Origin of the sequence: Asticcacaulis benevestitus DSM 16100 = ATCC BAA-896, assembly GCF_000376105.1 — a bacterium.
Classification (GTDB): domain Bacteria; phylum Pseudomonadota; class Alphaproteobacteria; order Caulobacterales; family Caulobacteraceae; genus Asticcacaulis; species Asticcacaulis benevestitus.
Genome location: NZ_AQWM01000002.1, coordinates 209,371 through 222,472, shown reverse-complemented (window position 1 = coordinate 222,472; position 13,102 = coordinate 209,371). Strand labels below are relative to the sequence as shown.

The window sequence follows — 13,102 nt, the reverse complement described above, 5'->3', positions numbered from 1 at the left end:
TCAAGTCAGCGTTGCTCGACATCGAGCGTGCGGCCGCTGCGGCGATCGATATAGACATAGCGCGTGACGGTCGAGGCACCGCCGCCCCAGGCACTCAAGCCGATCAGGAAGCCGAAATCGTACCAGCGGCCGATATTGGGGAAGGCGTACATGCGGACGGTATCGGAAAACAGGCTGAGCACGAAGGAGATCGGCGCAAAAAGGCCGTCGATGATGCCGCGCACCAGCGCCGGATCGTTCGGGCCGCCCATTGGCCGCTCGGCGCAGGCGGTGAGCAGCAACAGCCCGGCCAATACACAGAAGGTGGTCATCTTTTTCATTGTTTTTGCTCCGTACAGGTCATCATGACCGAACCGGGCGCGGTCCACATCGTCTCGTCGCCCTTGGTCCAGAATTCGTAATCGCCTTCCGGCAGGGTGATGGCGTAGCGCGCGCCCGAAGCGCTCAGGCTTTGCGTCACCACCGCGCTCTTATCCGCCCATTTGACATAGGCCATGGAGGTTTCGCCATTGATGAAGGTGGTCGAAAGATCGCTGGCGCCGGGGCAGCGCCAGGCTATGGGGCCGATGCTGACCGCGGTATCGCTGCGCGCCACCGGATAGCCGGCGCGCAGGTCGCTGATGCGACCGGCATAGACATTGAGCAGGCAGGTTTCGATGTTGTCGGTGGTGGCGCAGGTGTTGCGCTTGTTGAGCCAGATCCCCTTCTGGCGTTGCAGCGCGGCGCGATCGACACCGGGCGCCTTGCCGATCAGGTCGTAGAGGCGCGTGACCTCGACATCGAGCTGCGCCAGACGCGGATCGGCGCAAACAGCGGTTTCGGCCTTGAGCGTCGCCTTCGCGCAATCAAAGCTGGGTGTGGCGGCTGCCGCCTGAGCCAGGGGTGCTATGGCAGCGCTGGCCTGATCGGAAGCGGCCGCGCTGGCGGAATTTTGCGCCTCGGCCTTCTGGCTGGGGGCGCAGGCGGTCATCAGGGTGGCGACCGCGAGGATCGGTATGAGTGGTTTGAACATGGCAGAACTCCTCAGATGCCGAGCTTAGCATATTTGGGCCTAACATATCCGGACATAAAAAAGCCGCCCGTTTTGTGTGGGCGCATTTTCCATTCAGAGAAGAATCGTGGCACAGACCTACCTATGGGATACTGGCCTTTATTGATTGTTTCCGGGGAAGCAAAAGATTTATCGCACCTCGAACCTTTCGAGTTTCAATGCCTGCCGCGTGACCATGCGCAGCCGATAACGCTCAATGTCCGTTTTAACGATCATTGTTTCACAACGGGGTTCGCCCCTGCCAAACATGATCCGTCGGATATCATGCCGACAAGGCTGGTTTCAAAAACGGAGGTGCGCGTCTTTTGTAGGGAGCGCTACAAACTGAGTTTTCGACTGCCGGAGCTGATCAAAGCTTTTGGCGGTAAGCGTATTGCCTCAACACGGGACGGCAATCTTGTCCGCGTCGAAAGCCCGGACGGCCAGACCTACGCTATTTTCTTCACTATGCGAAAGCAGAGCGCGACAAGGGTGAACCTGTTTGTCGTCAGCGCTTATCCGGTTGGAAAGGGCAAAAAGGTCGCTGATACCGGCGAGATGAAATTCGATATCGCCCTTGCGAAAATCCTGCGTGGTAAGAAGGCCCGGTTTCCGAACCGATAAAAACGAAAAAGGGCTCCCGAAGGAACCCTTTTAAGTATCTGGCAACCGCTTGGATATCTCGCATTGCGCGTGGACCTGCTTAAGCCGAGGCTTACACAGGCGGGGGAAGTTATCTCAGCCAGTCAACTTTCCGCATTCCACTTTATATTTGAAAATATGGCAAAAGTCAAGAAAATCGGAACTTAAGTATATAATTTCCGATTACGCCAGCGACGGATCGATCGTCTTACAGGCGGCGATCAGCCCCTGCACGCTTTCGACCGACTTGGCGAACATCGCCTTTTCTTCGTCATTGGTCGAGAACTCGATGATGCGTTCGGCGCCGTCCTTGCCGATGACGGCCGGAACGCCGACGTAGAGACCGCGCAGGCCGTATTCACCGTTCAGATACACGGCGCACGGCAGGACGCGCTTCTTGTCGAGCAGGTAGGACTTGGCCATGGCGATGGCCGATTCCGCCGGGGCGTAGAAGGCCGAACCGGTCTTCAGCAGGGCGACGATTTCGCCGCCACCGCCGCGGGTGCGCTTCACGATGGCGTCGAGTTCTTCCTGGGTGAAGAAGCCCTGCGTCACACATTCCGGCAACGGCAGGCCACCGATCGTGGAGTGGCGCACCATCGGCACCATGTCGTCGCCGTGACCGCCCAGGGTCCAGGCGTGAATGTCTTCGACCGACACGCCGGTCTTTTCAGCCAGGAAGTAGGCGAAGCGGCCCGAATCGAGCACGCCGGCCATACCGATGACCTTCTTGTGCGGCAGGCCCGAAAATTCGCGCAGCGCCCAGACCATGGCGTCCAGCGGGTTGGTGATGCAGATGACGAAGGCGTTCGGGGCATATTGCTTGATGCCTTCGCCGACGGCCTTCATCACTTTCAGGTTGATGCCCAGCAGGTCATCGCGGCTCATGCCCGGCTTGCGCGGCACGCCGGCGGTGACGATGCAGACGTCGGCATCGGCGATGCCGGCATAGTCGTTGGCGCCCTTCAGGGTGACGTCCTTGCCGAAAACGGCGGTGGCTTCGGCGATATCCAGCGCCTTGCCTTGCGGCGTACCTTCCATGATATCGAAGAGGACGATGTCGCCCAGTTCTTCACGGGCGGCGATGTGGGCCAGCGTGCCCCCGATCATACCCGAACCAATCAGAGCAATCTTTGCGCGTGCCATGGGAACTCCCTATAAAAATGCCGCAGGTCAAGAAATCTGCCTGCGTCCTAGTCCTGTTAAGCCCTGTGCGCAAGTCCCTCTCAGGTGGATTGCTGCACAGCAACCAAAAAAGTGATATCCCTATACCGGACGCGCATTTAAATGGGATTAACTGCACGCTTTGGTGTCTGAGGGGGGAGTATGTGGAATTGGCTAAAACTGAGGTGACTGCTGCTCGGCGATAGCGCCGGTTTAATTCTGGCCATTCCCGCAGCGACCTTGTTCGGCGGACTGCTCGTATGGATCTTGCCTCAAACCAAAGACGTGGGATGGAATCATTACCGCCTGACGGCAACATTCGATGTTGATGGTCGTTTGGTAAAAGCATCTCAAGTCTATGCTTATAAATGCAATAGTCAGAGTGAACGCTTTCCTTAAGCAACCTGCCGCCTTCGTGGCGAGGCCATGGCTGTCGACCTTGGACAGCCAGGCAAAGTATTTTTCGTTATGAATCAATGGAACGCAGATCGAACATCTCTAGCAGGAAGAGATTATATGATCTCCCGGTTAAATCTGGCGGCAATGGCCGATGGACGACCAACATGGAGCAACCTTCCTGCTCTGGTTCGTTTTGCCGATCTGAAAAACCCGGAAACCGCTGAATTTCTCGATCCTCAGCATCTTGAAAGTGTTTTTAATGAGGGTGTTGTTCTCAAGAGGTTTGAGATTTCAGAAGCTACAGATGCGGAAACAACGGGCGCAATCAAGCAGATATTGCCATGGTTGGATCAGTTGAAAAGCCGCTCATTAGGCGACGGAGACGCCGCTCGCCTTCATGCGTTCGATTTCAAGTGGCCTCCGAACTAAACCAGGCAACAAAAAAGCCCCGCTGATCCAGCGGGGCTTTTTCTTTGGAGTTTCGTCAGACCTTACGGCTGCACGTCGATCGTGGTGCATCGGTTCAGCGGCTCTTCAACGCCATCGGCGGTCGGGTCGGTTGGCTGGGCTGCGACTGGCGCCGGCATTGGGGCTTTAACCGTGTTCTTAAACGTATCGCCTGAAGCTTTCCTTAAAGCTTGGCCTCGAACCGGAGGTCACCCTTGAACAGGGCCTTCAGCAGGTCGGAGTTTTTCAGTCCGACGATCGGCATCTTGTTGTCGTACAGCTCTTCCTCGATGATGCCCGCCGCCTCGCACTGATCGAGCACATGGGTGAGCAGGTCAGCGTCATAATCGCGGGCGATGCCGAAGGTCTTGATGCGCGTGGTGTAATCGGCGCCGGTCGATTTGCCCAGGACGTGCTCGATCAGCTTCTTGCGGCCGCGCGGGCCGTTCAGGCGATAGAGCGCCGACATCAGCATCTGCGCAGGCTCGGTGACATCGCGTAATTTACCACGGCTCAGGCAGTTGTCGCAGGTGCGGCAGGGCTCGGTCGCCGCCTCGCCGAAATACTGGCGGATCGCGTTTTTGCGGCAATCGGTGCCGAGCACCATCTGGAAGAAATCGCGCGCCTTCTGCTTTTGCACCGATTGATCCGCCGCGCCCTCATTCTCACGCAACCCCAACCGTCGGATCGCCCAGCCGAGATCGCCGGGGTTATGGAAACAGATACCGGCGGCTGGCTGGCCGTCACGGCCGGCGCGGCCGACCTCCTGCCAGTAGGCCTCGGTCGAGGACGGCGGATCGGCGTGGATGACGAAGCGGACATCGGTCTTGTTGATGCCCATGCCAAAGGCGATGGTGGCGACCATGATTTTCGACTTGCCGGCCATGAAGGCTTTGAGGCGGTCTTCGCGCACCTGGGCCGACAGGCCGGCATGGTAGGCCGAGGCAGAAAAGCCTTCCTTGGTCAGGTTTTGCGCCAGTTTTTCGGTGCCATCGCGTGAGCCGCAATAGATGATGCCGGCGGCGCCTTTTTGACGCTTAAGGATATCGACGATCGATTTCAGCACCGCGCCCTTGCGGCGGACAAAGCGCAGCGAAAGATTGGGGCGATCGAAACCGGCGACGATTTCGGTGGCGTCATCGATATGCAGGGCGGCCCTGATATCGGCGCGGGTGTGGGCATCGGCGGTGGCGGTGAGTGCCAGGGTCGGCACATCGGGCAACAGCGATTTAAGCTGGCCGAGCGCGCGATATTCCGGCCGGAAATCGTGGCCCCACTGGCTGATACAGTGGGCTTCGTCGATGGCCATGATCGAGGGTTTGAGCTTGACCAGACGATCAAGCACGAAAGGGGCGAGCGCTTCCGGCGACAGGTAGAGCAGGTCGAGCTTGCCGGAAAAGGCGTCGTCCCAGAGTTGGTTGCGCGCCTCCATCGATTGCGAGGAATCGAGCCGTTCGGCGCGGACGCCGTGCGCCTTCAGCGCCGTCACCTGATCGCTCATCAGGGCGATGAGCGGCGAAATGACGATGCCGATGCGACCGCTCAGGATGGCGGGGATCTGGTAACACAGGCTCTTGCCGCCGCCGGTCGGCAGCACGGCCAGGGTATCGCGACCCGCCAGGATCGAGGCGATAACCTCGGCCTGCTTGCCGCGAAACGACTCGTAGCCGAAGGTTGTGCGCAGGATATCTTCGGCGCGCGCCATCTGGTCGGCGTGGGGGCGGTCAAGGGTCGCGGATAAGGGCATGGCGGCAGAATTACGGTGCTTTGGCGTAATGGCCAAGACAAATCACGGCTGTATGAACGGAAACCTTCACGCTTACACCCTTCACACAGACTTAAGGGTCCAGGGTCCGCGACCCTGGCCTTGCTTTTGCCCAAATACGGCGCTTTACTCTGTGCAGATGGCAACGGGGGGCGAATCCGAAGCAATCTGGTGGCGCTGAAAGCGCGGTTTGACGGCATGGATTTCATGCCGGCGCTGTGCTGCGTGGTGACCGCTTGGCTAAAGTATGTTTAACGCGACATCCTGATCAGAGTTGGCTATACAGACGCCGGGCACCCCCGCGCGGGCCCCGCTGCAGGATCTATGAGTGAGGAAGTTTGATGGCGAACGGTCATGGCCCCGATAACGGTTCTGGCGGCAGCTCAGGTGGCGGCAGGCGCCCTGGCCGGCATTCTGGTCAGCGCTCGCCCTTGCAGGCCATCTTCTATTGGCTGACCATTGCCTTTATCTGGATTGCTTTCTTCGGCGTGGCCTTTATCGGCTTTATGGCCATCGACCTGCCGGATATTTCATCGCTCGATCAGCCCAACAAGCAGCCGTCGATCACGTATCTCGATCGCTCCGGCGCGCTCGTCGCCGTGCGCGGCGGCAGCCAGGCTTCGGCGCCGGTCAAGATCGAAGAGCTACCCGATTATGTGCCGCTGGCCTTCGTGGCCATCGAAGACCGCCGCTTCTTCACCCACCCCGGTTTCGATCCGGTCGGCATGGGCCGCGCGGTGATGAGAAACCTGACCAAGCGCAAGGGCGCCAACCTGGCCGGTGGCTCGACCATCACCCAGCAACTGGCGCGCAATCTCTTCCTCAGCGCCAACCAGAACTACAAGCGCAAGGTTCAGGAACTGATGATCGCGGTGTGGCTTGAGCACAAGTACACCAAGAAGGAAATCCTTGAACTCTACCTCAACCGCGTCTATTTCGGCGCCGGCGCCTATGGTATCGAGGCCGCGTCGCAACGCTATTTCAACAAGCCGGCCAAGAACTTAAGCGTCGGCGAGGCCGCCATGCTGGCCGGTCTGATGAAGGCGCCCAACTCCTATTCGCCGCTGTCCGATCAGGAACGAGCCGGTCGCCGCGCGCTCATCGTGCTCAATGAAATGGTCCAGTCCAAGGTCATCACCGCCGAGCAGCGTGACGAGGCCCTGAAGCAGCCGATCAGCGTATCGAAGACCCTGGCCTCGGCGCATGCGCAATATTTCATCGACTGGCTCGACAAGGATATCCGCTCGCTGGTCGATCCGAAAAATACTGAAGACCTGATCGTTGAGACCACGCTCGACCTGCCGATCCAGACCGACGCCGAACGCGCGGTTAAGACGATCATGGAGCGTGACGTCAAGAAGGGCGTGCAACAGGCTGCGGTCGTCTCGGTCGATGGCGAAGGCCGCATCCGCGCCATGATCGGTGGCGTTTCCTACGGCGAGTCGCAGTTCAATCGCGCCACCGAAGCCCACCGCCAGACCGGCTCTTCGTTCAAGCCGTTCGTCTACCTGACCGCCATGGAAGCCGGTTATCAGCCGACCACCCCGGTGGTGGATGAGCCCTATTCGATCGGTGACTGGTCGCCGGAAAACTACACCAAGCGCTATATGGGCCTGATCGACCTGCAAACCGCCCTGGCGCAATCGATCAACACCGTGGCGGCGCGTCTCGCCAACGATGTCGGCCGCGATAATGTCGCCAATACGGCCCGTCGCATGGGCCTGACCGCCAAGATCAATACCGATCCGGCCATGGCGCTTGGCACCTCCGAAGCCACGCCGCTTGAAATGGCGCAGGCCTATATCCCCTTCTCCAACGGCGGCTATCGCGCCACGGTGCACGGCGTTATCCGCATCCGCACCGAAACAGGCAAGGTGCTGTATCAGTACCGCGATCCGGGCGAGGATGGCGGCCGCGTGCGCGTCGTTAATAATCCTGCGCTGTCGAATATGAACCTGATGATGCGCGGCGTTATGGCCCATGGTTCCGGCGCCGGCGCCAATATTGCTGGTTACGACATCGCCGGCAAGACCGGCACCACCAGCGATTACCGTGACGCCTGGTTCGATGGCTTTACCGGCGGTTTCGTCACCATCGTCTGGGTCGGCCGCGACGACAACACGCCCATGAAGGGCAAGGTTACCGGCGGGGGCACGCCGGCCGCCATCTGGAAAACCTATATGACCTCGGCGCTCAAGCGCATTCAGGTCAACGCCATTCCCGAAGGCGCGCCGCCCAGCGGCACCCTGACCCCGGTCGCCGAAAGCGCCCTGCAGGGCCTGCTCGGCACCCAGGCCGGGATGGTGCAGGCGTCGCAAGCGGCGAATGACAACGGTCAGAATGGGGGTGAAGCGCCGCCGATCGTCACCATGCAGCCCATCCCTAATCCGGAAGAAAAGCCGAAAAAGGCCGATGCCGTCGATGAGCTGTTCTCGGAAGCGCAGAAGAAAAACCAATAGCAGGGTCGCAAAGACACTTTTGGCCCTGCACCCGAAATCGCTACAGAGCCCCGGTCGCAAGGCCGGGGCTTTTTTTCTGGAAAACGCTGAATATCGCGCCGCGCAGCCAGCGGTGTCCGGCATCGGCGTCCATGCGCGGATGCCATATCTGTGAGACTGTGATCTGCGGTGTGGGTACAGGCAGCGGGAAGGTCATAACCGCGGCAGTGTTGCCGGCCTCGCAAAAGGACTGCGGCACCTGTCCGATCAGGTCCGAAGTCGCCACGATCGCCAGGAGGGCAGGAAAGCTCGGCACGACGACCTGAACGTTACGCGACAGCCCCAGAGTGCTCAGCGCGGCATCGACTGGCCCGCTAAACTGGCCACACCGTGACGTCACAACATGCCCATAGGCGGCAAAGCGTTTGGGGGTGATCTCTTGGGCCAGCAGGGGGTGATCTGTGCGTGTGATGCCGACAAAGGCATCATGATAGAGCGTCTGTGCGCGAAGCTCAGCGCCATCACCGGAAATAACCCCGATGTCGAGATCGACTGTCCCGTCCCGTAAGGCGCGAATATCTTTATCGGGCTTGGGGGCGAAACACAGCTTCACGTCCGGCGCGACCTCGGCCGCCGCCGCCGTCAGCCGGGCGCCATGGATAATGACGAAGGCTTCATTGGCCCGGAGGGTAAAAATGCGCTTCAAGGTGCGGATATCCGCCGTGGCGGCGGGTTGCAGGACAGAGCGAATCTCGGCGTTCAGCGCCCGCACCTGGCTGGCGACGGCTTCGGCACGCGGCGTCGGCACCATGGCGCGGCCCGCCGGCACCAATACCGGATCGCCCATCGCCTCGCGCAGACGTGATAATTGACGGCTCATAGCCGAGGTGCTGAGTTTCAGTTTGCGCGCCGCTGCCGTCACGCTGCGTTCGCTGAGCAGGGCATGAAGGGCGACAAGCAGGTTCAGATCGAGATCGGCCATAAGCCGATATATTCATCTATGGCGTTCTATGCAATCCTGATTTGAATTGATTGCGTCTGGCGCAACTCGTTGATTGCCTTATATCGGACTCATCATACCGAGGTGACCTATGTCCGATATATCTGTTGCCGATGGCCTTCCGGCCCCCCGCCGTTACCTGGCCGTCGCCGTCCTGCTGATGAGCCTGGTGCTGGTCGTGCTTGATGGCGCCATCGCCAATATCGCCTTGCCCTCCATGGCCAGGTCGCTGCACGCCAGCGCCGCCGATACGGTGTGGGTCGTTTCCAGTTACCAACTCGCGGTCCTGCTCGCCTTGCTGCCCTGTGGGGCGCTGGGTGAAATATTCGGCCCACGCCGAGTCTTCCTTATCGGCATAGTCGTCTTCGTTATCGCCTCACTGGTTTGCGCCCTGTCCGTCAGCCTGCCCATGCTGGTGGCGGCGCGCTTCATTCAGGGCCTGGGTGGCGGCGCCATTATGGCGCTCGCCGTCATGAACCTGCGTTTTGCTGTGCCGCAACGCCTGCTCGGAACGATTATCGGCATAAATGCCATGACCATCGCCATCTCATCGGCGGCGGGACCCGGTGTGGCCGGGGCCATCCTGGCCGTGGCGACGTGGCCATGGCTGTTCGCCGTTAATCTTCCCATAGGTGTCCTTATCCTTTTTTGTGGCGGCTTTCTGGCTCATACCTCCGGCGTTGCCCGCCGGCTGGATGCCGGCGCTTTGGCCCTGAACTCCCTGATGTTTCTTTTGCTTTTCATGGGCGCTGATCGTCTGGGTAAGGCACCCGTTAGCGGCACGGTTCTGATGGTCGCCGCTGGCCTGTGCCTGGTTGGTCTTTTGCGCCTGGAACGCAATAGCCGGACACCGCTGGTGCCGATCGATCTGTTCGCCGATCCGGCCTTCCGCGTGGCGATCGTCGCCTCGGTCTGTTGCTTCACGGGGCAGATGCTGAGCTACGTCGCCTTGCCATTTTACCTGCAAGAGACGGTTCACATGACACCGACGCAGGCCGGACTTTACATGATGCCCTGGCCGGCGGCCGTGGCGGTCGTAGCCCCCATAGCCGGCCGGCTGGCTAATCGCGTGCCGACCGCCTTGTTGTGCGCGGCGGGGGCGGCTCTCATGAGCCTGGGTCTGCTGATCGTTGCCGTAGGGCCGTCTGATTCGCGTCATCTCAGCTTCCTGATCGGCACCGTTATTGCGGGCATGGGTTTTGGGCTGTTTCAAACACCTAACAACCGTATCCTGCTCCTGTCGGCGCCAAAGTCACGCAGCGGTGCGGCCGGCGCCATGCAGGGGACGGCGCGTCTGACCGGCCAGACCTTTGGCGCCATCGTCATGTCGATTATCTTCGGGTTTGCATCGCTGGCGTCTGCCTCAAATATCGCCCTGATTCTGGCGGGTGGCTTTGCCGTCTTGGCCAGTATGGTCAGTCTGTCCAGGGCCCGCTATGAACGGCTCTAGCTGCTATACCGAAACAGGGTGTGCCCCTCGGTCTTGAGCCATTTGCGCGCCGGTTTGTAATCGCCGAACATTGCCGTCACCTCGTTCCAGAAGCGCTCCGAATGATCGGGATGGCGCAGGTGGGCGCATTCGTGCGCCACCAGATATTCCAGCACCTGCTGCGGCGCCAGAATGACCCGCCAGCTATAGCGGATGGTCTTGCGCGACGGGGTGCACGATCCCCAGCGCCCCTTGGCGTCGAACAGCGAAATCTTCACGCCGGATACATCGAGCATGGCGGCGTAACGATCGGTCTCGGTCTGGAGAGCTTTCAGCGCCTGCTGACGCAGGTAACGCTCGATGCGGCGGGCAAACAGCGTTGCGTCACCGCTGGTCACCAGTTGCCATGAGCCATCCTCCCCTTGCAGGGGGCGCGCCGTGATGACGCCGGCTTTTTCCGCCAGAACCACGCTGTGACCGCGAATCTGGATCGTCATGCCGGGGGTGAAACGCTCGGCCTGCGGCTGGGCGCGGCGATGCTCAATGATCCAGTCATGGCGGCTTTTAGCAAAAGCGACGGCGTCCTTGAGGTGCTTAGGCCGCGGCGCCGTCACCACGGCCTCGCCGGTCTTGGCGTCGAGGCGCAGGCTGATGCGGCGTGCGCGGGCATTGACCTTGAGGCGCAGGATATAGTCACCAAAATCAATGGCCTGCCCCGCCGTATAGGCCGGCTCGGAAGGTCGCAGCAGCGCTTTAAGCGACGCTATCATTTTGGGCGATGAAGTCGCGGATGCGCGGATAGATCTCGTCGCGGAAGCGGCGGCCGTTGAAGACGCCATAGTGGCCGGCGCCCTTCTGGACATAAAGCAGCTTCTTGTCGGCGGGGATATTGGTGCACATGGCGTGGGCGGCCTGGGTCTGGCCGACGCCGGAGATATCGTCCTTTTCGCCCTCGACCGTCATCAAAGCGATGTCGGTGATGGCCTTGGTATCGACCACGCGGCCGTTATGTACCAGTTCACCCTTGGGCAGGGCGAATTTCTGGAACACCAGATCGATGGTCTGGAGGTAGAATTCCTCGGTCAGATCGAGCACCGACAGATATTCGTCATAAAATTCAAGGTGCTTGGTCTCGGCGTCACCGTCATTATCGACCAGCGAATGGAAGTATTCCCAGTGCGCATCCTTGTGGCGTTCCTCGTTCATGCTCATGAAGCTGTAGAGCTGGACGAAGCCCGGATAGACGCGGCGACCAAGGCCCGGATAGGGCGGCGGCACGGTGTGGACCATGTTCGACTTGAACCAAGTGAAGGGCTTTTCCTGCGCAAGGTCGTTGGTGACAGTGGGGTTGAAGCGCGCGTCGATCGGCGAGCCCATAAAGGTCATCGAGGCCGGACGGCACGGATCGTTGTCTTCGCTCATCAGGCAGGCCGTAGCCAGCACCGGCGGTCCCGGCTGGCAGACGGCCACGACATGGACGCGGCTGCCGATGGCGGTCAGCATGTCGCGGATGGTGTCCATGTAAGAGTAGAAGTCGAAACGGCCTTCGAGCACCGGCACCAGACGGGCATTCATCCAGTCGGTGATGTAGACGTCGTGGTCGATCAGGAATTCCTGCACCGTGCCACGCAGCAGGGTGGCGTAGTGGCCGGAGAGCGGCGCCACGATCAGGACGGCCGGGGCGGGCTTCTTCTGGCCGGCGCGGCGCAGATCGGAGACATCGCGCTGGAAGCGTAGCAGCCGGCACCACGGGCTTGACCAGTCTTCGATAATGCTGACGCGGACATCATGGCCATTGATGGCGATGGTGTTGATGCCCCATTCGGGCTTGCCGTAGCGTTTGGTGACGTTGCTGAACAATTCGGCGGAGGCGAAAAGCGTGCGGCCGACGGCGGTATCTGAGGCCGGATTGAGCTTCGAGCCCCAGAAATCCCGTGTCATCTGCGCCATCGCCCGCATCGGGGCGGCGGTGTAATAGGCATATTCGTGCAACGCATAGAGCATGGGATTTTCAACTCGGGTTACCGTTATGGTTAGCTAACACTAACACGGCAACCCTGCCAATTGATTACGAACGCCGGAAAATAAAAATATTGTGCGGCGCGGCAATTCTCCAGGGCGCCCTGCAGCGTTTGAGCTGAAAAATGCTACCGCCCCTTCATGGCGTCTGTAATCTGCTCGGCGCTTTGCTGCGGGGTCAGGTCGCTCATCAGCGGCGAATGGAAATGCCCCTGCGGGTCCATTAGATAGACCAGGGAGGTGTGGTTGTAGGTGTAGGTATCGCCTTCACCCACCTTGGCGGCGCTGATGCGATAGGCGCGCTCGACCGCGGTGATCTGCTCCGGCGTGCCGGTCAGGCCGATGACACCCGGCGGAAAGCCGCCGCTGGCGAGATAGGCCTTCATATTGGCTGGGGTGTCACGCGCGGGATCGACCGTGATAAAGACGATCTGGAGCTTGTCAGCATTTTTTCCCCCAATACTTTTCTCCAGTGCGGCCTTGGTGCGCGCCAGCGATTGCAGGGTGAGGGGGCAGACATCCGGGCAATAGGTGTAGCCAAAGAAAACCGCCGTCCACTTGCCGTTCAGGATCGTCTGGTCGACCGCCTTGCCGTCCTGATCGGTCAGGGTGAAATTGCCGCCGATACGCACCGCCGGATCGACCTGTGACGTCGTGACGTTTGATCTGGGATGCAGGCTGCTGTACCAGTTGTAGCCGGCGAGGCCGATCAGCAAGGCGAAGGCGGTGGCGATAATGGCCAATCGGAATTTCGTCATAGATAGAGCAG

General features: G+C 60.2%; 12 protein-coding genes. 4 read left to right on the top strand and 8 right to left on the bottom strand.

Annotated elements, in window-relative coordinates; genetic code table 11:
- Positions 1-5: 5 nt before the first annotated feature.
- Both B060_RS23865 and B060_RS25995 read right to left on the bottom strand, forming a co-directional pair.
- Positions 6-320: a hypothetical protein gene (locus B060_RS23865; RefSeq protein ID WP_018080560.1), complete on the bottom strand. Its 315-nt coding sequence runs from the start codon at positions 318-320 to the stop codon at positions 6-8.
- Positions 317-1,012: an MliC family protein gene (locus tag B060_RS25995; protein WP_018080559.1), complete on the bottom strand. Its 696-nt coding sequence runs from the start codon at positions 1,010-1,012 to the stop codon at positions 317-319. The genes B060_RS23865 and B060_RS25995 overlap by 4 nt, the downstream gene beginning before the upstream one ends.
- A 123-nt stretch (positions 1,013-1,135) precedes the next feature.
- Between B060_RS25995 and B060_RS0104470 the strand changes: the two genes are divergently transcribed.
- Positions 1,136-1,654 (top strand): hypothetical protein, encoded by a 519-nt coding sequence (locus B060_RS0104470; RefSeq protein ID WP_018080558.1) that lies wholly within the window; start codon positions 1,136-1,138, stop codon positions 1,652-1,654.
- A gap of 201 nt (positions 1,655-1,855) precedes the next feature.
- On the opposite strand, the gene mdh is transcribed toward B060_RS0104470, so the two are convergent.
- Positions 1,856-2,818 (bottom strand): malate dehydrogenase, encoded by a 963-nt coding sequence (gene mdh, locus B060_RS0104465; protein WP_018080557.1) that lies wholly within the window; start codon positions 2,816-2,818, stop codon positions 1,856-1,858.
- A 444-nt stretch (positions 2,819-3,262) separates the two neighbouring features.
- Between mdh and B060_RS0104460 the strand changes: the two genes are divergently transcribed.
- Positions 3,263-3,664 (top strand): hypothetical protein, encoded by a 402-nt coding sequence (locus tag B060_RS0104460; protein ID WP_155847617.1) that lies wholly within the window; start codon positions 3,263-3,265, stop codon positions 3,662-3,664.
- Positions 3,665-3,866: 202 nt separating this feature from the next.
- Here the strand turns inward: B060_RS0104460 and B060_RS0104450 are convergent, their stop codons facing one another.
- Positions 3,867-5,429, bottom strand: a complete 1,563-nt coding sequence (locus B060_RS0104450) for a RecQ family ATP-dependent DNA helicase (RefSeq protein WP_035422973.1) — start codon at positions 5,427-5,429, stop codon at positions 3,867-3,869.
- A gap of 359 nt (positions 5,430-5,788) precedes the next feature.
- On the opposite strand from B060_RS0104450, the gene B060_RS0104445 reads away from it, so the two are divergent.
- Entirely contained in the window at positions 5,789-7,906 is a 2,118-nt protein-coding gene (locus tag B060_RS0104445; RefSeq protein WP_018080553.1) for a transglycosylase domain-containing protein, read from the top strand.
- Between the two features lie 40 nt (positions 7,907-7,946).
- Here B060_RS0104445 and B060_RS0104440 read toward each other — a convergent pair whose 3' ends face one another.
- Entirely contained in the window at positions 7,947-8,867 is a 921-nt protein-coding gene (locus B060_RS0104440; RefSeq protein ID WP_018080552.1) for a LysR family transcriptional regulator, read from the bottom strand.
- Positions 8,868-8,976: 109 nt separating this feature from the next.
- Here B060_RS0104440 and B060_RS0104435 point away from each other — a divergent pair, with 109 nt between their 5' ends.
- Positions 8,977-10,335: an MFS transporter gene (locus B060_RS0104435; RefSeq protein WP_018080551.1), complete on the top strand. Its 1,359-nt coding sequence runs from the start codon at positions 8,977-8,979 to the stop codon at positions 10,333-10,335.
- Here the strand turns inward: B060_RS0104435 and B060_RS0104430 are convergent.
- From B060_RS0104430 to B060_RS0104420, 3 genes are all read right to left on the bottom strand, one after another.
- Entirely contained in the window at positions 10,332-11,084 is a 753-nt protein-coding gene (locus B060_RS0104430; protein WP_018080550.1) for a M48 family metallopeptidase, read from the bottom strand. The two genes, B060_RS0104435 and B060_RS0104430, sit on opposite strands and share 4 nt — an antisense overlap.
- Positions 11,068-12,318, bottom strand: coding sequence for a polyhydroxyalkanoate depolymerase (locus B060_RS0104425; RefSeq protein ID WP_018080549.1), 1,251 nt, complete (start codon positions 12,316-12,318; stop codon positions 11,068-11,070). The genes B060_RS0104430 and B060_RS0104425 overlap by 17 nt, the downstream gene beginning before the upstream one ends.
- 143 nt (positions 12,319-12,461) lie before the next feature.
- Positions 12,462-13,091, bottom strand: a complete 630-nt coding sequence (locus B060_RS0104420) for an SCO family protein (protein WP_023447283.1) — start codon at positions 13,089-13,091, stop codon at positions 12,462-12,464.
- Between the last annotated feature and the right edge of the window lie 11 nt (positions 13,092-13,102).